Source organism: Pseudomonas sp. GGS8 (assembly GCF_024168645.1).
GTDB lineage: Bacteria > Pseudomonadota > Gammaproteobacteria > Pseudomonadales > Pseudomonadaceae > Aquipseudomonas.
The window spans coordinates 1352146-1375548 of sequence record NZ_JALJWF010000001.1; the positions used below are offsets into that span (position 1 = coordinate 1352146).

Consider the following 23403-nt stretch of genomic DNA (forward strand, 5'->3'; position numbering starts at 1 on the left):
TATTTACATCTCAACCTGACTGAGAGGACTGATCATGGTTCTGCGCTCGGAAATTCTGGTGAACAAAAACGTGCTCCCGACTAAAGAACAAGCTCTGCCTGGCCGCGAAACCCCGATGACCGTACCGGAGAAACACTTCGTCCACGACGCCCCGCTGCTGGGCCCTTTCGCGATGGACGTGGATTTCGCGATCTTCGGCCTAGGCTGCTTCTGGGGCGCGGAGCGCAAGTTCTGGCAGCGTGAAGGCGTGGTCAGTACGGCGGTGGGTTACGCCGGCGGCTTTACGCCAAACCCGACGTATGAAGAAGTTTGCTCGGGCCTGACCGGCCACAGCGAAGTGGTACTGGTGGTCTACGAGCCGGCAAAAGTCAGCTACGAACAGCTGCTGAAGATGTTCTGGGAACTGCACAACCCGACCCAGGGCATGCGCCAGGGTAACGACATCGGCACCCAATACCGCTCGGTGATCTATGCCACCAACCCGACTCAACTGGCTGCAGCCAAGCACAGCAGGCAAATATTCCAGGCCGAGTTGACCAAGGCTGGCAAAGGCACCATCACCACCGAAATCGAAGAAGCGCCGACGTTCTACTTCGCCGAGACGTATCACCAGCAGTACCTGGCCAAGAACCCTGAAGGGTATTGCGGGATTGGCGGTACTGGCGTGACGTGCCCGATCTGATTTTCGGGCCCTGAAAAGCATCGCGGGCAAGCCCGCTCCCACAGGTTATGTGATCGGCATAAATCTCTGTGGGAGCGGGCTTGCCCGCGAAGGCGTCCGACTAGACGCCACACATGCAACTGATCAGCTCTCGGCGATCAACCAATCCATCTGCCACCCACCCTGGGTCTGCCCCAACTTCTTGGACAACCACGGCAGCAACTCACGCAATTCTTCCTCCAGCCCCCACGGCGGATTGGCAATCGCCAACCCCGAGCCGTTCAGGCTGTTCGGCGTATCCAGCGGATGCACCAACAACTCCACCCGCAACAACTTCGGCGCGCCCGAGCCGGCCAAGTCCTGATAAAACCGCCGCAACGCCCGCTGATCCTTCACCGGATACCAGATCGCCGCCACCGTCTGGCGCATCCGGCCAATCGCCTCTTTCAGCGACGCCGCACAGCGCTGCATCTCATCGAGCTGCTCGAACGGCGGATCAATCAACATCACCGCCCGCTTCTCCTGTACCGGCAACATTGCCCGCGGCACATGCCAGCCTTCGCCCAAGTGAACCTTCACCCGACGATCACCGGCCATGTTGTCCTTGAGCAGCAAGCCGTCTTCGGGGTGCTTCTCATTGAGCATCACCCGATCCTGCGGCCGCGTCAGGCGCCGCGCCAACTCCGGCGACCCCGGGTAATAGCGCAACTGGCCATCCGGGTTCATGTCGTGCAGCACCTTCATGTAATCGGCGGTCAGCGCCGGCAAATCCGGCTGATCCCACAACCGCGCGATGCCTTCCAGGTACTCACCGGTACGACTGGCCTGATCGCCCTGAAGGTCATACAGGCCAATACCGGCGTGAGTGTCGAGATAGGCAAACGGCTGCTCCTTGCGCGACATCAAGGCGATGAGGCGGGTCAAAGTCAGGTGTTTGAACACATCGGCGTGATTGCCGGCATGGAAGGCGTGACGATAATTCATGGCTGCTCCTGCGAAGGCCGGGAAGTTTACCTTGTACAGAGACGAACGTCAGGGGTTCGCGGCCGAGCGGGCAGTTGCAGCCCCACAATCCCTGTGGCGAGGGAGCTTGCTCCCGCTCGACTGCGAAGCAGTCGCCAAACCAAACCCCTCGGTACAACTGACAAAACCGGGTTGCAGGTTTTGGGGCCGCTACGCAGCCCAACGGGAGCAAGCTCCCTCGCCACAAAAGCTACTCGGCGCTAGTCCGAAGACCGAGCCCGCAACCGCCGCCCAATCACATCCAGCACATCACACCCATCGCGCAACGAAATGGCACAGAGCAAGGCAAAATCACTAAGAATGAAGGATTCGCACTCGACCGAACCGCGCATGGACATGTTTTCCAGTACCTGAGTAACGGCGCGAACTCGATAGCTGGCAGCGTCGGTCAAGATATCCAGCGGCGCGTGGGTATCGACGAACAGTGTGGGCATGTCGGTGCAGTTGCCGGTGAGCGCCATGAAGCGGTTTTCGGGATGGGGGATTGGTTTTTCGTAGGGTGGATCGGGTGTAAATGTTTTCATTTTTGATAGACCTTGGTGGATAAATTCAAGCTACCAACGGCCTTTCCTACGGGCTTGGGTGGCAGCGTACGCGAGAGTAGGAAACTGAGGATCCACCAGACTCAGCCACGCCGAAGCGTGTCCCGCGCACAGCCGCCATGAACGATCTTACGGACACGAATTAAGTGCCGCAATCAAACGACAGCGCTGACACGCGGTGAATCTCCAAGGGTTCCTACACCCTGTCACTGTGTTTTGCAGTGACAGCCAAAGATTATCCATGGAGTTCACTCCGCACCAGTTCATGAAAACCGCTACGACTTGAAGGAAACTTCCGACGACCTTGCCCAGAAATTTCGCTGCCTCCTCATGCCCCTCTCTGTCACCAAGTAGATTGGTCTTCAAGACGGGCCTTATGTAGGTCGTCTTTCCATTCTTCGATTGCCAACTTATATATATCTTCAAAAAAACCACGAGGATCGTCTATCTCTGTTTCATCCCAAGCCATAGACGTATTGGCGTCGTAGTCGCTTTCAAACTGAGTAGAAAAGTCAAAACTTTCCTGCATCAAGGCATCTTCGAGGATTTTAAACATAAAAAATCGGTGTCTATACGGCAGACACTCAAGATTACTTAACACAAACAACTTAATAATTTTTTCTCTATCAGACTTATCATTCGGATTATATACCCACAAAGCCTCGCCAAGGGTTTCCTCACGATCAAAAATAGAAATACCTCCCAACCAATACAACAGTGTCGGCTCGAAAGGAAGATCATACATAGGCCACTTTAACATTTTCACTTATCCTAATCTGGGAATGCAGTATAGGGTTTAACTACACCACCTTGACGAAACCTAACCTCTGAATAATTTAACTCATCTATATATTTCGGGTTTTGTAAATCCTTTTTATTAGGCTTATACCCTCTACCGCCACCCGGCATTTCTCTCCTTACAACGGGATCCCCTGATTGAGTAAAACCCGTGGGAGCTGGAGGCTTTCGACTCATTCTAGAAACAGCATCATTTATTGCATGCATCTGGAGCAACCAGCTTTTAAACTGGGAACTGGGGTTAATCTTCTCCTTTTTGCCTTTCTTTGTTGGGTGACTGCCATCAATAGATCTCTGCTTTAGCGCTTTGCCAGGTATTTCCGGATTATGTTTTGCCACGGTGTGCATGCCGTACTTTTTCTCAAACTCTATGACCCGCCTCTTAGCATTTGCTTCAGCCAACTCATCAATCCGCGCCCTCCGCTGATCACCTGTCAGCTTCGGCAGCGGCGGCTCACCCTCATCAACCCCAACGCCAGTCGTATCATCCGGTGCCCCACACCCCGGCTTATTCGGCGGCGGGCAATTCCCGCTCAACCCCAACGGATCAACCCACCCCGTCGGGTTCGGCGTGTACTGGTACTGGTTCAGCCCGCCCGCTAACTTGATCGGATCCGGCGTCAGATACCGACCAACCTCCGGATCATAGTATCGATGCCGGTTGTAGTGCAGGCCGCTCTCGGCGTCGAAGTATTGGCCCTGAAACCGTAACGGTTGTTCAAGTTGCTCGCCCCCGCCGAATGTTTGGCGCGTGACTTTGCCGTAGGCGTTGTACTTTGCCGACCAGACAATCTCGCCACCGAAATCCGTCAGTTCCTGCGGTGTACCGAGATGATCGAGTTGGTAGTAGAACGGGCAAGCCTTGCGCGGGCCTTTGCCGTCGAGCATGGCCAGCGGGCGGAAGCTGCCCGGTTCGTAGACGTAGCTGCGGTAATGCTCCTTGCAGCTTTCAGCGACGACTTGGTCGCCCTGCCAGAAGAACTCGGTGGTTTTGCCGTCGACGGTTTTGCTGATGCGGCGGCCGAAGGCATCGTAGCGGTAGCTTGAGCAACGACCGTCCGGCGTGGTGACGCCGATCAGCCGATGCTGGCAGTCATAGCGGTACTCGGTGACGAGTTTCTGCCCGGTGCCGCGACGTTCGCGGATGAGGTTGCCGAAGGCGTCGTAGTCGTAATGGCAGTCGCCTTGCATGAGCAGGCGATTACCCAGCACCTTCGCGGCGCCGGGGCGGTCCTGCATCAGCAGGTTGCCGGCCGGGTCGTGGGCGAAGGTTTCCGGTGGGTCGTCGCGGGTGTGGCGCACCCGCGTCAGGCGGTTGAGTGCGTCGTAGTAATAGTTGCGCTGGCCATGACGGCTGTCGGCGATGCTCGCCAGGTTGCCGTTGACGGCGTAGCTGTAGTGGCGCAAGTACAGCGGTTTGGTTGACTGGTTGATCGCGTGGGCTTGCAACCGGCCTTGTTCGTCGTAGTGGTACTGGCTGGTCAGCTGTCCTTGCTGGCGTTGCTGTTCGCGGCCGAAGACGAATTGGTGGCTGGTGAGCCGTGCGCCGTTAAGGTCGATAGCCGTGAGCGCGCCGCCCTTGGCGTGGTGGTAATCGAGTTTGCTGCCGTCCGGCAGGCGCAGGCGGTTGAGCTGGCCGCAGGCGTCGTAGCCATAGCGCAGGGTGCCCCAGCCCTGATGCTCGGTGATCAGCCGGTCCTGCTGGTCGTACTCGAACTCCAGCGGGTGATCGTGGCCGTCGTCGACGCCGGTCAGTCGGCCCAGCGAGTCGTAGCGGTATTCGACCTGGATGCCATCGGGCAACGTTTTGACCAGCAACCGTCCGGCCGAATCCCGCTCATAAGCCGTCACCAGCTGCGAGCCGTCGTCGCCGAACTCGGTTTTTTCCAGCAGGTGGCCATTGAGGTCGTAGACGTAGGCGGTGCGGCGGCCGTCGAAACCGGTTTCCTGTCGGATCAGGCCGTTGGGCGTGTAGTCCAGGCTATATTTTTCGCCGGACTCGTTTTCGATTTCCGTGAGCAGTAGCTGCGCGTTGTCGTAGCGGTATTGGAGCTGGGTGCCATCGGGGTTGATCCGGCGGCTGACCAGGTGCAAATCGTCGACGTATTCGTAACGGGTGACGCGGCCCAGTTCGTCGCGTTCGGCGGTGATCTTGCCGTAGGCGTTGTAGCTGAACGCGCGCGTGGCGCCGTTGGGTAGCGTCGTCTGGATCAGTCGGCCGACGGCGTCCCATTGGTACTGGGTGACCGCACCGTGTTCGTCCTGACGAGTAAGCTGCCGCCCCAGCACATCGTAGGAAAACCGCCGCTGACCACCGTCCGGCAAGGTTTCTTCGAGCAGTTGCCCCAAGCCATTCCAGACAAACACATGCCGGCTGGTGTCCGGGTAACGGATCGACAGCAACTGACCGTTGTCGTCGTAGTGATAATGGGTGACCTGGCCCTCCGGATCGGTCGCTTCGGTGACATCACCCTGGGCATTGCGCCGATATTTCCACACCGCTTTGCCGCAATAGCGCGCATACAGGAAACCGTTGCGGTATTCGTAGGACGTCGGTTCGTCTTCCGGCGGAATCAGCGCCACCAACCGTCCGACGTCGTCATAGCGGTATTCGGTGACAGCCCCCAACGGATCCTGCTCGGCGACCAACCGGCCCTGCTCGTCATAGGCCTTGAGGTGTTCGCCGCCGTCCAGTTCGACCTTGCGCACCAGTCGCGCTCGGTCGTCGTGGACGTAAACCTCTTCGCTGCCATCGATGTTCTGGACCGTGACGCTGCCCTGATCGTCCCAGACATAACGCGTGTCCATCTGCGCAAACGACGCCCAGTGCCGGATGCAACGCGCCGCCTTGCCAGACCGTTCCCACTCCCAGAAGAAACTCGCGCCACCGGCCAGTTGCCGCTGCAAAATTACGTGGTTGTCGTCGTAGTCGTAACGCTCGCTTTCGCCGGCGGCGTTGCTCGCTTCGATCAGTTGATCGCGTTCGTCGTAGTGGTAACTGACCAAGGTTTGTTCGGTGTGCCACGCCTCGGCGAGGGTCTGGGCCGGACGAAAACACTGGTAATCGACGGCGATCAGATGAGCGCGGTCATAACGCAACAGCAAGGCGCGGCCGGCACCGTTGTCGAGGCGCTGGATGCGTTCCTGGCGGTCGCGGGTGATGCGCAATCGGTTGTCGTACGCGTCGCTGATTGCCGTCAGCCGACCGCTATGAAAGTGGTAGAACCGCGTGTCGTCGCCAGCCTGGGCGAGGATCAGTTCCTCGGGGTCATCGCCGAGATAAATCGCCGCGCGCGACAGGCTGTTGTGGATCGCCGGGCGTTCGCTGCTCGGCAATGGAAACGTCGTGCGGCGGTTTTCGTGGTCGATCCAGATGACCGTGTCGCTGTCGATTTCCAGCCGATGGGCGAGCGAATGACTCCAGCCAAAGCCCAGGCCACAGTCGATCTCGGCGGCGCTGGTGCGGTAGAGCCGGGTGAAGTCGAACGGCAGGAGGCCGTCCAGCGAACCGTCGGTGAGGGTCAGCAGTTCTTCGCCGGTGACCATCGACACCGGGCAGCCGTTCTTGCAGGTGGACGGCACGCACGTGGCGCTGTCGCCGTTGGGATTTTTCGCCTGATCCGGGGAGTCGTCGTGGTGTTCGTCTTTTTTCAGCGTGGTATTGCGTTTGGCATCCCAGCGCAGTTGCATCCGACCTTTTTTCAGACCCGCTGCAATGCCACGGGCGGCGACTTTTTTGTAGCGGTCGACGTAGCTGATGAAGTTATTGATGATCGTGAACATCGCCTTCACGAGACGCAGAACGGCACTGAGCAACTGCGCGGCTCGATCAGCCAGACGCATCGTCAAATAGGCGATGCCGGCGCCCGCCCCGGCGAACGTCAGGACGAGGCCAATCAGGATGTCGATCAGCAACTGCACCACCACCATCGACACCGCTTCGGCGGTTTTGCCGGCGATTTCGCTCGGTGGCAGCATGTCCAGCCACAGGCTGGCGCAACGCACCAGCAGGCACAGCGCTGCTTCGTCACTGACTAGCAACTGCGCTTTTTCCATGACATCCGGTGCGGTTTTGGCGAGCTTCTCCAGCTCTGCGGCGCTTTCGCCCAACCGCTCTCCAAACTTCGCCGGATCCTTGAGAATGCCCGACAGCAGGCCGATGCTGTCCCACACGCCCTCGATCGCTGCCCAACTGCCCGCGAGCATTCCATTGCCTACAGCCACCGAAGACGATTGCGACCACTTCGGCTTGAACGTCTGCCATTCCTCACGCAGCCAGCTGTCGAGTTCCTTCGTCAGGCCATCGTAGGAAGAGAAAAGATCTTCAACGTGCTGCGCTGTGACTTCGTTGTGAATGTGAATGCGGTAGAACTTGCCGGGTGTACCGGTGAACTGTCCCTTACCGTGTTCATCGAGCGTGACCGGCGTCGACTCCCCGCTCTCCTGCGCAATCACATCGACCTGAATATTCCCCACGGGAATGTCATAAACCGATTCGAACTTGCTCTCGATCTCGAGCTTTCCGCCTTTCGGGCACTGGACGACGGTGGAGAAAAAATCATCGTCGCTGCTGCTGACTGCGGTGCTGGAGCTTCCGAACCGGATGATCCGTTCCATGCCCATCAGCGATGGCAGATCCACCACATGGCTGGCCTTGTCGGCGGCCTGGTTGAACCAGTGCTTGAGTTGTTCACGGTAGAGGGACAGGGTGTTCGGAAAACTGTCGAGCTCCTGCTCGATGCGCACAATCTGATCCATCAGTTCAGCTCCGCCATCAGGTAATCCACCAACGCTTGTTTCGGTGCATGGGGCAGGTCCGACGCCTCAAGAAAACTCGCGACCTTGTGCCGCAAAACACTTTCGGAAAACGCTTCAAACAGGTCTGGGCGGTCTTCGCTCAACCACTTCAGCAGGTTGTTGATGTGTGTTGTCGCGGACTCGGTGGCGAGGTGTTTGAGCAGCGATTCAGAAACTTCCCACCAAGGGAAAACCCTGGCGGTTTTAAGCGCACTGCCACCGACTTCAAAGGCTTGGCCATTGATCAGGCAGCGCCCGATCACCGGCATCAGTTGCGCGGCATCAACCTCGGCAGACTGCAGAATCGGCAGCCAATAACGCCCATCCCAATAGCGAAAAAACACCGCGTTGCCATTGGGCATCAGGACTTGTGTAAGGCTGCGCAAATGCTCGACCAGCGCGTCTTGAGTGGCAGAAGAAACCGCCAGCCAACCCCAATCGCGGGACTCAGCGGCGGCGACCCACTCCAGAAACTCACTGTCAGCGGCGACGATTCCGACATAGGGCATCACCGCTTCCCACTCGGCGTAGGCAGTGCCGGCCCAGATCGGGCTTGGCGCTTGTGCAGTGATCGAGCACTGCCAGGCTTTCAGCGGTTCAGCGGCACTGGCGCCGCTGAAAATCGCGAACAGTTGCTCCGACGGTTGCAGTGGCTGGCGTTCCAGCCAGGCGCGAGGGGACAGGACATCAGGCGGCACAGACACCGTCCTTGCAGCGCTCGCACTCTTCGCAGAACGGCGCGTCGCTTTGCAGGCTGAGAATCTGCGCGGCACTGAGCAGCGCCGCCGGGGCGGCTGCGAGTTTCAATGGCACATCCGGCAAGCTCGGTACTGAAGCCATGGCCGCCATCGGTGCGCCGCCGACCTGAATCGGCACGCTGCTGAAAATTCCGCCGGGGCCGATGCTGATCCACTGCCCGCCCGCCTGAATGGTCGCGCTGGCGCCGCCGTCGATGACCACTTGCTGGCCGGCGCTGACGTGGAATTGCTGACTGGCGTTGAGGGCCTGACTGGTCACGCGAATGTGTCGGTCACCGACCACCACCAGGTGATCGTCCCGCCGCACTTCGGTCTGGCGTTGAGCGTGGGTGATGCGCTTTTCGTCGGACTTCAACTCATGGCGGGCGGTGCCGGTGACGACGATGCTGCGCTGGTTATCGACCTGCACCTGTTGATCGTTCAGCACGTGCTGAGTCCAGTTTCGCTGGGCGCGCAGATAGATTTCCTCGGCGCCCTTACGATCCTCGATGCGCACTTCGTTGTAACCGCCGCCACCGGGACTGCTTTGGCTGCGGAAGATGCTGCGGGTCTTGTCGGCCGGCAGATCGAGGGGCACCGGCGTCGCAGCGTTGGGCAGACAACCCATCAGCAGCGGTTTGTCGGCATCGGCATCGATAAACCCCACCAACACTTCCATGCCGACGCGAGGAATCAACACGCTGCCGTAACGGTCGTGAGCCCAACCTGTGGCTACGCGCAGCCAGCAGCTGGAGTGTTCGTTGAGCTGACCGTCGCGGTCCCAGGCGAGCTGAACCTTGACCCGACCGTACTCGTCGCAATGGATTTCGCTGTCAGCCGGGCCGGTGACCACGGCGGGTTGATAGCCGAGCATCCGTGGTTTTTCCGGCCCCAGCGGTGGGCGAAAAGAAACGTCCCACGGCGTCGCCAGAAAGGTATTGCGGTAGCCCTGGAAATCATCCGGGCTGTCGCTGGTGGCCGACTCCTCCAGCACTTGCGGCTGACGGCCACGGTGTTCGATTTCGGTGATCAGCCACAGGTCATTCCACGTCTGACGCGGGTGTTCGGCCAGGTGTAGGAAATGCCCGCTGACCAAAGCGGATTCGTCACCTCGACCTTCGGCCTGACGGTAATCCGCGCCGTGCCGCTCCAGCGCTCGTTGAGTCAGGTGTTTGCCGTGTTCACGGTCAGTGAATTGGCCGGGGAAGTGGTAGTCCTCCAGCACTGGCCGCTGTTCGCTGTCGAGGCGGCTTTCGAGTTGCAAACGCGGTTTCTGGAAGTCGTAGTCCCGACGGGTGACTGCGGTGGTGCGGGTTTCCAGCCGTACATTGAAACGCTTGATCGCCGGTGCATCCGCGGCCATCCCGCTGCCCGGCAGATACAGCGTCGGCTCGGGCAGTCGGGGGAAAATTGTCTGGTCATCGCCAAACACCAGCAGATGCCCGTCGAGGCTGTGCTGAAAGTGGTAGTGGATGCCGACCTCGGCACACAAGCGCTGGATGAACGCCAGATCGCTTTCGGCGTATTGCACGCAGTACTCGCGATCGGGGTAGTCGCTGCCGAGCCGGAACTCGAAGGCATCGCGCTGGATGCCATGGTCTTTGAGGATTCGCGCGACGATCGCCGGCACGCTTTTATGCTGGAAAATCCGCTGATTGATACGCCGCCCGAGGTACGTCAGGCGCGGTACCAGACTGATCTGGTAGCCCGTCAGACGGTGTCCGGAATCGCTCTGGCCGACGCGAAAAATCTGACCATGAATACCGGAGCCTTGCGCATCGAAACTCAGAAACGCCTGACGATGCAGCAGGCTTTCGAGCTCTATGTCGGGCCGCTCGCTAACCAGTTCCAGGTCAAAACGGTAGGGTTGGCTGATGGCTTCCTTGCCCGTGAACTCAAGCACCTTGAGCTCATTCTGGACGCCGTCGAGGGTCAACGTGAAACGCGGTTGATTGGCAGGCGCGAACATCCGATGTGTCTCTGCAGAATGAAGGCGGGCGATTCTGCATGAGCGACAAGGGCTGTTGATGGAGGGACAGGGAAATCAGATTCTCCCTACTTTTTTAGGGATTTTTCCTTCAAAAATCGGAATAAAGCACTACAGACATTCCCTCAAAAGCGACCCCGCTCCCACAGAGGAACTTCGATGCTTCGCGCCTTGCGCCAAACGTAAAAGCGCAAAAAAAACGGCCCGCCTCCAAAAGGAAGCGGACCGTTTTCATGTTCAGCGAAAGGTCAGAGCATCAGCTCATCCCCCTCACTGGTTCAGGCGGAAATCCTTCTCGGCCGCGGCAAAGCGCAGCAACATGCCGCTGGTCGGCGCGCCCATTTTGCTGACGATGTAGATCGCCAGGCTGGCGAAGATGAACCCAGGAATGATTTCGTACAGGCCCAGCAGTTCGAAGTGTTTCCAGACGATCACAGTGATCGCGCCCACCAGGATGCCGGCCAGTGCGCCGTTGCGGGTCATGTTTTTCCAGATCACGGAGATCAGGACAACTGGACCGAACGCGGCACCGAAACCTGCCCAGGCGTAGCTGACCAGACCCAGTACACGGTTTTGCGGGTTAGCCGCCAGAGCGATAGCAATCAGCGCAACCAGCAGCACCATGGCACGGCCGACCCAGACCAGCTCAACCTGGGAAGCACTTTTACGCAGGAAGGTTTTGTAGAAGTCTTCGGTCAGGGCACTCGAGCACACCAGCAATTGGCAGCTCAGGGTACTCATCACCGCCGCCAGAATGGCCGACAGCAACACACCGGCAACCCACGGGTTGAACAGGATTTTCGCCAGTTCGATGAACACACGCTCGTGGTTTTCGCTCACCGGCAAGGCCAGGGCTGGGTTTGCCGAGAAGTAAGCGATGCCGAAGAATCCTACAGCGACGGTACCGCCCAGGCACAGGATCATCCAGGTCATGGAGATGCGACGAGCGTTGGCGATCGACTTGACCGAATCCGCCGCCATGAAACGCGCCAGGATGTGCGGCTGGCCGAAGTAGCCCAAGCCCCAGCCCATCAGCGAAATCACGCCAATGAAGGTGGTGTTTTTCAGCATGTCGAAGTTGCTTGGGTCTTGCGCTTCGATGGCCAGGAACGTGGTGTCGATGCCGCCAGTGGCCAGCAGCACGATGATCGGCGTCAGCAACAGGGCGAAGATCATCAGCGTGGCTTGTACGGTGTCGGTCCAGCTCACTGCCAGGAAACCGCCAACGAAGGTGTAGGCAATCGTCGCCGCAGCACCGGCCCACAGCGCTGTTTCGTAGGACATGCCGAAGGTGCTTTCGAACAGACGGGCACCAGCCACGATGCCGGACGCGCAGTAGATGGTGAAGAACACCAGGATCACGACCGCGGAGATGATCCGCAGCAGGCCGCTTTTATCTTCGAAACGACTGGAGAAGTAGTCCGGCAGGGTCAGTGCATCGCCGTTGTGCTCGGTCTGCACGCGCAGACGGCCGGCGACGAACAGCCAGTTCAGGTAAGCACCGACGATCAGGCCGATGGCAATCCAGCTTTCGGAAAGACCAGACATGTAGATAGCGCCCGGCAGGCCCATCAACAACCAGCCGCTCATGTCGGAAGCACCGGCAGAGAGTGCGGTCACGACGCTGCCCAGGCTACGACCGCCCAGAATGTAGTCAGAAAGGTTGTTGGTGGAGCGATAGGCCATGAAGCCGATCAGCACCATTGCTGCGATGTAGATCACGAACGTGATCAGGGTTGGATTGCTTACGCTCATTGAGTTACGCCCTGGCATTGTTTTTATGTAGCGGCGGCTGGTGAACTGCTCGCAAACGACGACGTTTGACAGACGATTCGGGGGCCCGCGCATTTATGACTGATGTTTCCCCAGGAAAGCCATCAGCCGGTGCACCGATCTTTTTGACCAGGTTGCACCTTGGCCGCGAATGCTATTCAACAAAGCAAATAAGGTGCAACCAGTTTCGCTCGAATAAGTTGCACCTAGTCGGATTTACCTGCAAACAGTCGGTTTTTGCTCCTTTTTAGGGCGTTTTCCGGATTGTGCTAGAAGCAAAAGCACCAAGCAGGCGCGGGATGGATGAACCAGAATTTATTTCCTGACGAGCTGCTTATTATTCCGGCAAAAAAAGGGTTGCACCCGGTTGCACCTCAACCAGCGCACAGCTAATCTTGCCGTCAGCTGATGCCACGCGGTCGTGGCAAACATGAGGATAAAAATATGGCTACCACCACCCTTGGGGTCAAACTTGACGACCCGACCCGCGAACGCCTCAAGGCCGCCGCGACCTCGATTGATCGCACGCCGCACTGGCTGATCAAGCAGGCAATTTTCAATTACCTGGAAAAACTCGAGGGTGGTGCAACCCTGTCCGAGCTGAATGGCTTGAACGGCAAGGAAGTTGACGAGGTGGGCGAGGTCCACGTCGATCACGCGCACCAGTGCTTCCTGGAATTCGCTGAAAGCATCCTGCCTCAATCGGTACTGCGCGCCTCGATCACTGCCGCTTACCGTCGTCCGGAACCTGAAGTGGTGCCGATGCTGATCGAACAGGCGCGCCTGCCGGCACCGATGGCCGAAGCGACCAACAAGCTCGCCGCCTCGATTGCCGAGAAACTGCGCAATCAGAAGAGCGCCGGCGGCCGTGCGGGGATTGTTCAGGGCCTGTTGCAGGAATTTTCCCTGTCGTCCCAGGAAGGCGTGGCGCTGATGTGCCTGGCCGAAGCGCTGCTGCGCATCCCGGACAAAGGCACCCGCGATGCCTTGATCCGCGACAAGATCAGCACCGGCAACTGGCAGCCACACTTGGGCAACAGCCCGTCGCTGTTCGTCAACGCCGCCACCTGGGGCTTGTTGCTGACCGGCAAACTGGTCGCCACCCACAACGAAGCCGGCCTGACCTCCTCCCTGAGCCGCATCATCGGCAAGAGCGGCGAGCCGATGATCCGCAAGGGCGTCGACATGGCCATGCGCCTGATGGGCGAACAGTTTGTCACCGGTGAAACCATCGCCGAAGCCCTGGCCAACGCGAGCAAGTTCGAAGCCAAAGGCTTCCGCTATTCCTACGACATGCTGGGTGAAGCCGCCCTCACCGAACATGACGCCCAGAAGTACCTCGCTTCGTACGAACAAGCCATCCACTCGATCGGTAAAGCCTCCCACGGTCGTGGGATTTATGAAGGCCCGGGCATTTCGATCAAGCTGTCGGCATTGCACCCGCGTTACAGCCGCGCCCAGTACGAGCGCGTGATGGAAGAGCTGTACCCGCGCCTGCTGTCGCTGACCCTGCTGGCCAAGCAATATGACATCGGCCTGAACATCGACGCCGAAGAAGCCGACCGCCTCGAGCTGTCGCTGGATCTGCTGGAGCGCCTGTGCTTCGAGCCGCAACTGACCGGCTGGAACGGCATCGGTTTCGTGATTCAGGCTTATCAGAAGCGTTGCCCGTATGTGATCGACTACGTGATCGACCTGGCGCGCCGCAGTCGTCATCGCCTGATGATCCGTCTGGTGAAAGGCGCGTACTGGGACAGCGAAATCAAGCGCGCCCAGGTCGAAGGCCTGGAAGGCTATCCGGTGTACACCCGCAAGGTGTACACCGACGTTTCCTACATCGCCTGCGCGCGCAAGTTGCTGTCGGTGCCGGAAGTCATCTACCCGCAGTTCGCCACGCACAACGCCCACACCTTGTCGGCCATCTACCACATCGCCGGTCAGAACTATTACCCCGGTCAGTACGAGTTCCAGTGCCTGCACGGCATGGGCGAACCGCTGTACGAACAGGTTGTAGGTAAAGTTTCCGAAGGCAAGCTGAACCGTCCATGCCGTGTGTACGCACCGGTCGGTACTCACGAAACACTGCTGGCGTACCTGGTACGTCGCCTGCTGGAAAACGGCGCGAACACTTCGTTCGTCAACCGCATCGCCGACCAGTCGATTTCGATCCAGGAGCTGGTGGCCGATCCAGTGGCCAGCATCGAGCAGATGGCGACGCTGGAAGGCGGCTTCGGCCTGCCGCACCCGCGCATCCCGCTGCCGCGTGACCTGTACGGTGCCGAGCGCGCCAACTCCAGCGGCATCGACATGGCCAACGAACATCGTCTGGCGTCGCTGTCCTGCGCTCTGCTCGCCACCGCTCATAACGACTGGAAAGCCGCGCCGATGCTCGGTTGCGCGTCCAGCACTGAAACCCCGGCGCCGGTGCTGAATCCATCGGATCTGCGTGACGTGGTGGGCCATGTGCAGGAAGCCACCGTCGAAGACGTCGACAACGCGATCCAATGCGCCCTGAACGCTGCACCAATCTGGCAGGCCACGCCGCCGGCCGAACGCGCCGCGATTCTGGAACGTGCCGCCGATTTGATGGAAGGCGAGATCCAGCCGCTGATGGGCCTGTTGGCTCGCGAAGCCGGCAAGACCTTCGCCAACGCCATCGCCGAAGTGCGTGAAGCCGTGGACTTCCTGCGTTATTACGCGGTGCAGGCACGCAACGATTTCACCAACGACGCCCACCGCCCGTTGGGCCCAGTGGTGTGCATCAGCCCGTGGAACTTCCCGCTGGCAATCTTCAGCGGCCAAGTGGCTGCTGCTTTGGCCGCCGGTAACCCGGTGCTGGCCAAGCCGGCCGAACAAACCCCGCTGGTCGCCGCTCAAGCCGTGCGCCTGCTGCTCGAAGCCGGGATTCCGGAAGGCGTGCTGCAACTGCTGCCGGGCCGTGGCGAAACCGTCGGTGCGCGCCTGGTCGGCGATGATCGGGTCAAGGGCGTGATGTTCACCGGCTCCACCGAAGTTGCGCGCCTGCTGCAACGCAACGTCGCCGGTCGCCTGGATGCCCAGGGCCGTCCGATTCCGCTGATCGCTGAAACCGGCGGCCAGAACGCGATGATCGTCGACTCTTCGGCACTGACCGAACAGGTAGTGATCGATGTGGTGTCGTCGGCCTTCGACAGCGCCGGTCAACGTTGCTCGGCACTGCGGGTGCTGTGCTTGCAGGAAGATTCCGCCGACCGTGTCATCGAAATGCTCAAGGGCGCCATGGCGGAATGCCGTCTCGGCAACCCGGAGCGCCTGTCCGTGGACATCGGCCCGGTGATCGACGCCGAAGCCAAGGCTGGCATCGAGAAGCACATCCAGGCCATGCGCGACAAAGGTCGTAATGTGTACCAGGTGGCGATTGCCAACAGCGAAGAAGTCAAACGCGGCACCTTCGTGATGCCGACCCTGATCGAACTGGAAAGCTTCGACGAGCTGCAACGGGAGATCTTCGGGCCGGTGCTGCACGTGGTGCGCTACAAGCGCAAAGACATCGACCAACTGATCGGCCAGATCAACGCGTCCGGCTACGGCCTGACCCTGGGCGTGCACACTCGCATCGACGAGACCATCGCCAAGGTGATCGACAACGTCAACGCCGGTAACGTCTACGTCAACCGCAACATCGTTGGTGCCGTGGTCGGCGTGCAACCGTTCGGCGGCGAAGGTCTGTCGGGTACCGGTCCGAAGGCCGGTGGCCCGCTGTACCTGTACCGTTTGCTGTCGACACGTCCTACCAATGCGATCGAACAATCCTTCGCGCGCGGCGACGCTATCGCCGCACCGGACGTGCGTCTGCGTGACGCCATGAGCAAACCGCTGACCGCGCTGCAAGCCTGGGCCGACAGCAACAAGCTCACGGACCTGAGCGCCCTGTGCGTACAGTTCGCGGCGCAATCGCAAAGCGGGATCACCCGCGTGCTGGCCGGCCCGACCGGCGAGCGCAACAGCTACGCCATCCTGCCGCGCGAACACGTGCTGTGCCTGGCGGACGTCGAAGGCGATCTGCTGACTCAACTGGCGGCGGTGTTGGCTGTCGGCGGCTCGGCGGTGTGGCCGGATGCTGAACCGGGCAAGGCGTTGTTCGCACGCCTGCCGAAGGAAATTCAGGCGCGGATCAAGCGGGTGGCCGACTGGACCAAGGACGAAGTGGTGTTCGATGCGGTTCTGCATCATGGCCATTCCGACCAGTTGCGTGCGGTGTGCCAGCAAGTGGCCAAGCGTGCCGGTGCGATTGTCGGGGTTCATGGGTTGTCCCAAGGCGAAACCAACATTGCGCTGGAACGTTTGGTGATCGAGCGGGCGTTGAGCGTGAACACCGCTGCGGCGGGTGGTAATGCCAGCCTGATGACCATCGGTTAAACCGCATCAAAACCAGGCACCCGCAATAGATGCCTGGTTCACCAAACCCTGTGGGAGCGAGCCTGCTCGCGATAGCGGTCTGTCAGCCGCATCTTTCTTGGATGTGCAGCCGTCATCGCGAGCAGGCTCGCTCCCACATTTGATTAGCGTTGCCCGCACCCCACCATCACCCTCATCAATCATCCTGTTCAACCTCTATTCCCCCGCCTAGACTCGGTCCATCCCAAATAAAGGTAGGCCGCCATGTCCGAGACGTTGCTCAGTTCCCGCAATCTGGCTTTCGAGCTGTATGAAGTCCTCGATGCCGAGGGCCTGACCCAGCGTGAACGTTTTGCCGAGCACAATCGCGAGACCTTCGATGCCGCCATCGGCACCGCCCGCAGCATCGCCGAAAAGTTCTTCGCCCCGCACAATCGTAAGGGTGACGAGAACGAGCCGCGCTATGAGGACGGTCAGGCGATTCTGATTCCGGAAGTGAAACCGGCGGTGGATGCCTTCCTCGAAGCCGGGTTCCTCAACGCCGCGCGCAGTTTCGATGCCGGCGGCATGCAACTTCCTACACTGCTGTCCCAGGCTTGCTTCGCGCATTTTCAGTCGGCCAACGCGGCGTCGACCTCCTACCCGTTCCTGACCATGGGCGCGGCCAACCTGATCGAAAGCTTCGGCACCGATGAGCAGAAGCAGCGTTTTCTGCAGCCGATGATCGACGGTCGCTTCTTCGGCACCATGGCGCTGACCGAGCCCCACGCCGGCTCGTCACTGTCGGATATTCGTACCCGCGCCGAGCCGGCGTCCGACGACACCTATCGACTCAAGGGCAACAAGATCTTCATCTCCGGCGGCGATCACCCGCTGTCGGAAAACATCGTGCACATGGTGCTGGCCAAGTTGCCGGACGCGCCGGCCGGGGTGAAGGGGATCTCGCTGTTTATCGTGCCCAAGTTTTTGGTCAACGATGACGGCAGTCTCGGCAAGCGCAACGATGTGCTGCTGGCCGGGCTGTTCCACAAGATGGGCTGGCGCGGCACCACCTCCACCGCGCTGAACTTTGGCGATAACGGCGAGTGCGTCGGCTATCTGGTGGGCAAGCCGCACCATGGCTTGAGCTACATGTTCCAGATGATGAACGAAGCGCGAATCGGCGTCGGCATGGGCGCGGTGATGCTGGGTTACGCCGGCTATCTGTATTCCCTGGAATACGCCCGCGAGCGTCCGCAAGGTCGGGTGCCGGACAGCAAGGATCCGACCATCGCACCGGTGGCAATCATTCAGCACGCCGACGTCAAACGCATGCTGCTGACCCAGAAAGCCTACGTCGAAGGCGCGTTCGACCTCGGCTTGTACGCGGCGCGGCTGTTCGACGACACCACGACCCTTGAGAGCGAGGCCGAGCGCAAACAGGCCCATGAGCTGCTGGATTTACTGACGCCGATCGTCAAATCCTGGCCCTCGGATTTTTGCCTGAAGGCCAACGAACTGGCGATCCAGATTCTCGGCGGTCACGGCTACACCCGTGAATACCCGGTGGAGCAGTATTACCGCGACAATCGCCTGAACCCGATCCATGAAGGCACCCACGGCATTCAGTCGCTGGACTTGCTGGGGCGCAAACTGGCGCAGAGCGGTGGCGCGGGACTCAAGCAACTGATCCGCCTGATCGCCGACACCGCCGAGCGGGCACAGGCGTACGAAACATTAAATGCATTGCGTGAACCACTGGAAAAACTGGTGGCTCGCCTGCAAACCGTGACCATCGGCCTGCTGACCGATCTGGCCCACGGCAAGGTCAACAGCAGCCTGGCGAACTCGGCGCTGTACCTGAAAGTGTTCGGTCATACGGTGATCGGCTGGCGCTGGCTGGAACAGGCAATTCGCGCCGAGGAAGGGTTGGCCAAGGGGAATGCGGCGGATGTGAGCTTCTATAAAGGCAAGCTGCAGGCGGCGCGGTATTTTCTGACGTGGGAAGTGCCGGGTTGCCACCATGAGCTGGCGATTCTGGAGGCGCGGGATGATGTGTGCCTGAGCATGCAGGATGAGTGGTTTTGATCGCAGCTTTGTGGCGAAGCTGACATCCAATCGCGGGCAAGCCCGCTCCCACAGGGATCTCTGTTGTTCACAGATAATGTGCTCAACACCTAAATCCTGTGGGAGTGGGCTTGCCCGCGATGGCGTCGGCACTGCCAACATAATTTTTAGCTGAGTTTGAAACGACTCATCTGCCGCGCCAAATCATCGGCCAGACGCTGCAACGTCTGACAGTCTTCACGACAAGCCCTGACTTCCCCCGCCGTGGCCCGCGCCAGATCGGAAATCCCCTGAACGTTGCGGTTGATCTCTTCCGTCACCGCCGACTGCTCTTCCGTCGCCGTGGCCACCTGATGATTCATGTCGCTGATGCGCTCGACCTGCCCGGTAATCGTCGTCAACGACACCCCGGTGCGTTGGCTCGACTCAACCCCCGTGCCGGTTGCCGATTGCCCGGCGTGCATTGAAGACACCGCGTTCTCCGCGCCCTGCTTAAGGCTGCCGATCATCTGCTGAATCTCGTCAGTGGACGACTGAGTCCGCCGCGCCAGGGTCCGCACTTCATCGGCCACCACCGCAAACCCGCGCCCCATGTCCCCGGCCCGCGCCGCTTCAATGGCAGCGTTGAGCGCCAGCAAATTGGTCTGCTCGGAAATCCCGCGAATCACCGCCAACACTTGATCGATGGACGCCACCTGATGGGCCAACTCGCCCACCGCTCCAGCGGCGACGCCAATTTCGTCGGACATGCTTTCGATGTGCCGGATCGACCCACCCACCACTTCCCGTGCCTGCAGCGCTTCATCCCGCGCGGTCTGCGAAGCGACCGCCGCATTGCCAGCGTTCTGCGCGATTTCCTGCACGGTCAGCCCCATCTCGTGAACGGCGGTGGCGACCATGTCGGTCATTTCCTGCTGACGCCCGGAACGCTCAGCGGTGTTGTCCACCACCCGCGCCACCTGACCGACCGCCGTGCGCAAACGCTCACTGGTGGTCAGCACTTCGCCGATCATGTCGCGCTGACTTTCCAGAAACCGATTGAAACCACGAGCCAGGTCTCCCAGCTCATCGGCGCGGCTGGAATCTAACCTGTGGGTCAAATCTCCACCACCGCTACCGATGGCAACCAACGCCGCTGTTACCTGACGAATCGGCCGCACCAATCCACGAGCCAGCAACACCACCAATAAAAGACAAACCAACGCCACCGCCAGACCAATGCCGCTGCTCATCCACATCGCGCGTCGGGCTTCGGCGTAGATCTGCGACTGCGGCACTTCGGCCACCAGGGTCCAGCCCAGATCACGCAGTGGCAGGCTCAAGGCCAGAAACTCTTCGCCATCGCGGGCAAAACTGCTGCTGGCAGACGCGGTGGAGGTAGAGAGCTGCCCCATCACCGCTTGCGCCGCCGAAGCGCCGATTTGCTCGACCAGCGTACGTTTGCCGCTGAACTGCGCCTCGGGATGAACCTGGATCAAACCGTCGGAACGCACGAGATAGACCTTGCCGCGCTCACCGAAGTTGAAGTGGTGGATCAGCTCCGACAGCTCTTTCATGCTCAGGCCCAGCCCGGCAACGCCCACGACTTTGCCGGCCTGCTCGACCTTGAGGTCGATGAACAGCGCCAACTCGCCAGTGGCGGTGTCATTGTCGATATTGAGGGTGCGCGGCTGATTGCTGTCGAGGAACGAGTAAAACCAGGCGTCGTTGGGATTGGAGCGGCTGAGCGTGCGGTCCAGGCCCTTTTCGGTGAAGTAATGGTTTGAAGCGGTGCCTATGATCAGCGCGGTAAAGGCTTTGTGCTCGGCACGGATGCCTTCCAGATAACTGACGAAGCCGACGGTTTGGGCGCTGTTTTCGCCCCCGGCCAGCCAGTCACGCACCATGCTGTTACTGGCAATGTCCTTGGCGGCGGTGAGGGGTTGAACGAGGATGCGTTCGATGTCGTTGCGCATCGCTTCGATGCTCGACGGCAGCGCCTGCTCGACCAGATAGCGCTGGGCGAGGCGGTTGACCACGAGGGTATAAATGCCAACCACGATCAGAATACTGACCAGCAGGGCGGCGCCCATGCTCAGAATCAACTGCCATTGAATACTGCGTCGCCAGAACTGCATGGAGCACCCCCAAAGAATAAAGGGCTGAAACACTGCAACAGCCATGCCGATTGTATACAACTAAATCGACAATTTATTCTTTGGTTGTGCGCAAAGCCGCTCAGGCCTGGTTGATCGTCTTGGCGATCACTTCAACCGTGGCGCTGACTTGCTCTTGGTAACGGTCGAGTTCCTGCTGGTGACGCTTTTGCATTTCGATCTGCTGCGAGCACAGATTCATCGCCGCCAGCACCAGCAAGCGGTCACCGATCAGCGTCGGGTATTTCTTTTTGGTCTCGGCCAGAGCGGCCTTCAACATTAAGGCGGCGTCCAGCAGGGTCTGCTCTTCCCCGGCCGGCGCCTTGATCGAATAGTCTTCACCCAGAATCGAGACGACTTTTACCCCTGCGGCGCCGTAACTCATGCGCTGACAGGGCCGGCGCTGACGCGCTCAACCAAGGCCTGAATGCGTGCAACGGTGGCGCCTTGTTTCTCTTCCTGTTCCATCAGGCTCAGTTGCAGGCTTTCATTTTCATCCTTGACCTGGGCCAGCTCCGCACTCAGGGATTGGTTGGTGCCGAGCAGAGCTTGGTTCTGTTGCACCAGGTCACTGACCAGTTGTTCCAATTGGCTTAGGGATGCTTCTAACATTTTGATTTTCCGGGCATTTTCGAAGGGCGCGTACGATAAAGAAAAGTCACTGTGGATGCCAGGGTTATGCAGGCGCAAGGCCTTGATTTTCCTGGCGGTCGACCTTCCTCGTGAGCTTTAGAGACTGTGATTGGCGGTTCTGGTTCCTGCACTTCGTCGTCGCGGCCCTTCTGCGACAAATGCGCACAGCGACTCAAGACTTTAGTCGTATGACCGATAAGTCATTCATACAACAGTCTCAGCCTCGCACGGAGGCGCTTTTTTCGGTGAACACCATGTCCCTACGAAATATGAATATCGCACCGCGGGCGTTCCTCGGTTTCACCCTGATTGGCGCCATGATGCTGATCCTGGGTGTGTTCGCCCTGAACCAGATGAGCAAAATCCGCGGCGCCGCCGAGGAGATCACCTCGAACAGCGTACCGAGCATCAAAAGCCTCGACGAATTCACCCAGCTGACCCTGCGCCTGCGCGTCCTGGCTTACCGCCTGTTGGTGAATCGCGAACCGGACGTCCAGCAGAAAACTATCGAGCTGCTGGAAACCCGAAACCAGCAGATTCGGGCGGCTCAGGCCGGCTACGAAAAACTGATCGCCAGCCCGCAGGAGCGTGCAGCCTATGATCAGTATGTGCAGTTGCTGGGGCAGTACCGCCAGATCGAAGACCGGATGAAGAGCCTGTCGCGCAACAATCAGATCGACGAACAGCGCACACTGGTCAATACCGATTTGCTGAACAACTCTGAAGCCATGAACACCGTGCTCAATCGCTTGCTGGAGATCAACACCCAGCAGACCATCGACACCAACCAACAAGCCGCCGACCAGTATTCCTCGGCGTTCAACCTGGTGGTGACCCTGTTGGTCATCGCCACCGGCCTGACCCTGCTGTTCGCCTGGCTGCTGACTAACAGCATCACCCAGCCGATCGCCAACGCCCTGAGCGCCGCCGAAGAAATCGCCGAAGGCAACCTGACGCGGCCGATCACCGTCGATGGCGAAGATGAAGCCGGTCGTCTGCTCGCCGCGATGGCGAAGATGCAGGAAAAACTGCGTGACACCCTGCAACGGATTTCCGGTTCGGCCACACAACTGGCCTCCGCCGCGGAAGAGCTCAACAGCGTCACCGACGAAAGCGCCCGTGGCCTGACCCAGCAGAACAACGAAATCGAACAGGCCGCCACCGCCGTCAACGAAATGACCAGCGCCGTGGAAGAAGTCGCTCGCAATGCCGTGAGCACTTCCGAAGCCTCGAAGAACGCCACCACTTCGGCGGGCGACGGCCGTGACCTGGTACAGGAAACCGTCAGCGCCATCGAACGCATGAGCGCCGACGTGCAGAGCACCGCCACCCTGATCGGCGATCTGGCTAACGAGTCGCGAGACATCGGCAAAGTGCTGGACGTGATTCGCGGCCTGGCCGACCAGACCAACCTGTTGGCGTTGAACGCTGCCATCGAAGCGGCCCGTGCCGGTGAAGCCGGTCGTGGTTTTGCGGTGGTCGCCGATGAGGTGCGTGCCCTGGCCCATCGCACCCAGCAGTCAACCAGCGAAATCGAACGCATGATCGGCAGCATCCAGAGCGGCACCGAACACGCCGTGGATTCGATGCGTAACAGCACCGAGCGTGCCGAGTCGACCTTGAACATCGCGCGTGGTGCCGGCCTGTCGCTGGACACCATCAACAGCGCCATCGTCGAAATCAACGAGCGCAACCTGGTGATCGCCAGCGCGGCCGAAGAGCAGGCGCAAGTGGCCCGTGAAGTGGACCGCAATCTGGTGAACATTCGCGATCTGTCGGTGCAATCGGCCACCGGTGCCAACCAGACGAGTGCGGCCAGCAACGAACTGTCGCGCCTGGCGCTGGACCTGAACAACATGGTTGGGCGGTTTAGCCTGTAACGGCTGCCCCCTGT

Annotated in this window: 14 protein-coding genes; 4 read left to right on the plus strand and 10 right to left on the minus strand. The window is 59.8% G+C overall.

The window, feature by feature from the left end; translation table 11 throughout:
- Positions 1–34: 34 nt before the first annotated feature.
- Entirely contained in the window at positions 35–682 is a 648-nt protein-coding gene (gene msrA / locus J3D54_RS05915; protein ID WP_253417086.1) for a peptide-methionine (S)-S-oxide reductase MsrA, read from the plus strand.
- A 123-nt stretch (positions 683–805) separates the two neighbouring features.
- Here msrA and J3D54_RS05920 read toward each other — a convergent pair whose 3' ends face one another.
- From J3D54_RS05920 to putP, 7 genes are all read right to left on the minus strand, one after another.
- The gene (locus J3D54_RS05920; RefSeq protein ID WP_253417088.1) at positions 806–1645 is read right to left on the minus strand and encodes a 23S rRNA (adenine(2030)-N(6))-methyltransferase RlmJ; all 840 of its coding nucleotides are present in this window, start codon (positions 1643–1645) and stop codon (positions 806–808) included.
- Positions 1646–1884: 239 nt separating this feature from the next.
- Positions 1885–2208: a hypothetical protein gene (locus tag J3D54_RS05925; RefSeq protein ID WP_253417089.1), complete on the minus strand. Its 324-nt coding sequence runs from the start codon at positions 2206–2208 to the stop codon at positions 1885–1887.
- Positions 2209–2569: 361 nt separating this feature from the next.
- Positions 2570–2986 (minus strand): hypothetical protein, encoded by a 417-nt coding sequence (locus J3D54_RS05930; protein ID WP_253417091.1) that lies wholly within the window; start codon positions 2984–2986, stop codon positions 2570–2572.
- A gap of 11 nt (positions 2987–2997) precedes the next feature.
- Complete coding sequence (locus tag J3D54_RS05935; protein WP_253417092.1) at positions 2998–7782, minus strand: RHS repeat-associated core domain-containing protein; 4785 nt, start codon at positions 7780–7782, stop codon at positions 2998–3000.
- Entirely contained in the window at positions 7782–8519 is a 738-nt protein-coding gene (locus J3D54_RS05940) for a DUF4123 domain-containing protein (RefSeq protein WP_253417093.1), read from the minus strand. Before J3D54_RS05940 ends, J3D54_RS05935 begins: the two co-directional genes overlap by 1 nt.
- Entirely contained in the window at positions 8509–10527 is a 2019-nt protein-coding gene (locus tag J3D54_RS05945) for a type VI secretion system tip protein VgrG (RefSeq protein ID WP_253417094.1), read from the minus strand. Before J3D54_RS05945 ends, J3D54_RS05940 begins: the two co-directional genes overlap by 11 nt.
- Positions 10528–10815: 288 nt before the next feature.
- Entirely contained in the window at positions 10816–12300 is a 1485-nt protein-coding gene (putP, locus tag J3D54_RS05950; protein ID WP_253417095.1) for a sodium/proline symporter PutP, read from the minus strand.
- A gap of 462 nt (positions 12301–12762) precedes the next feature.
- Here putP and putA point away from each other — a divergent pair, with 462 nt between their 5' ends.
- Together putA and J3D54_RS05960 are read left to right on the plus strand one after the other, a co-directional pair.
- A complete protein-coding gene (gene putA / locus J3D54_RS05955; RefSeq protein ID WP_253417096.1) occupies positions 12763–16716 on the plus strand; it encodes a trifunctional transcriptional regulator/proline dehydrogenase/L-glutamate gamma-semialdehyde dehydrogenase in 3954 nt (1317 codons plus the stop codon).
- Between the two features lie 243 nt (positions 16717–16959).
- Positions 16960–18762 (plus strand): acyl-CoA dehydrogenase, encoded by a 1803-nt coding sequence (locus tag J3D54_RS05960; RefSeq protein WP_253417097.1) that lies wholly within the window; start codon positions 16960–16962, stop codon positions 18760–18762.
- 146 nt (positions 18763–18908) lie between these two features.
- Here the strand turns inward: J3D54_RS05960 and J3D54_RS05965 are convergent, their stop codons facing one another.
- From J3D54_RS05965 to J3D54_RS05975, 3 genes are all read right to left on the minus strand, one after another.
- Positions 18909–20858 carry a methyl-accepting chemotaxis protein gene (locus J3D54_RS05965; protein ID WP_253417098.1) on the minus strand — a complete coding sequence of 650 codons (1950 nt, stop codon included), beginning with the start codon at positions 20856–20858 and terminating at the stop codon, positions 18909–18911.
- Between the two features lie 100 nt (positions 20859–20958).
- Positions 20959–21261, minus strand: a complete 303-nt coding sequence (locus tag J3D54_RS05970) for a cell division protein ZapA (RefSeq protein ID WP_007903196.1) — start codon at positions 21259–21261, stop codon at positions 20959–20961.
- Positions 21258–21488 carry a hypothetical protein gene (locus tag J3D54_RS05975; RefSeq protein WP_253417099.1) on the minus strand — a complete coding sequence of 77 codons (231 nt, stop codon included), beginning with the start codon at positions 21486–21488 and terminating at the stop codon, positions 21258–21260. The genes J3D54_RS05970 and J3D54_RS05975 overlap by 4 nt, the downstream gene beginning before the upstream one ends.
- Before the next feature lie 275 nt (positions 21489–21763).
- On the opposite strand from J3D54_RS05975, the gene J3D54_RS05980 reads away from it, so the two are divergent.
- Positions 21764–23389 carry a methyl-accepting chemotaxis protein gene (locus J3D54_RS05980; RefSeq protein ID WP_253417101.1) on the plus strand — a complete coding sequence of 542 codons (1626 nt, stop codon included), beginning with the start codon at positions 21764–21766 and terminating at the stop codon, positions 23387–23389.
- Positions 23390–23403: the final 14 nt, after the last annotated feature.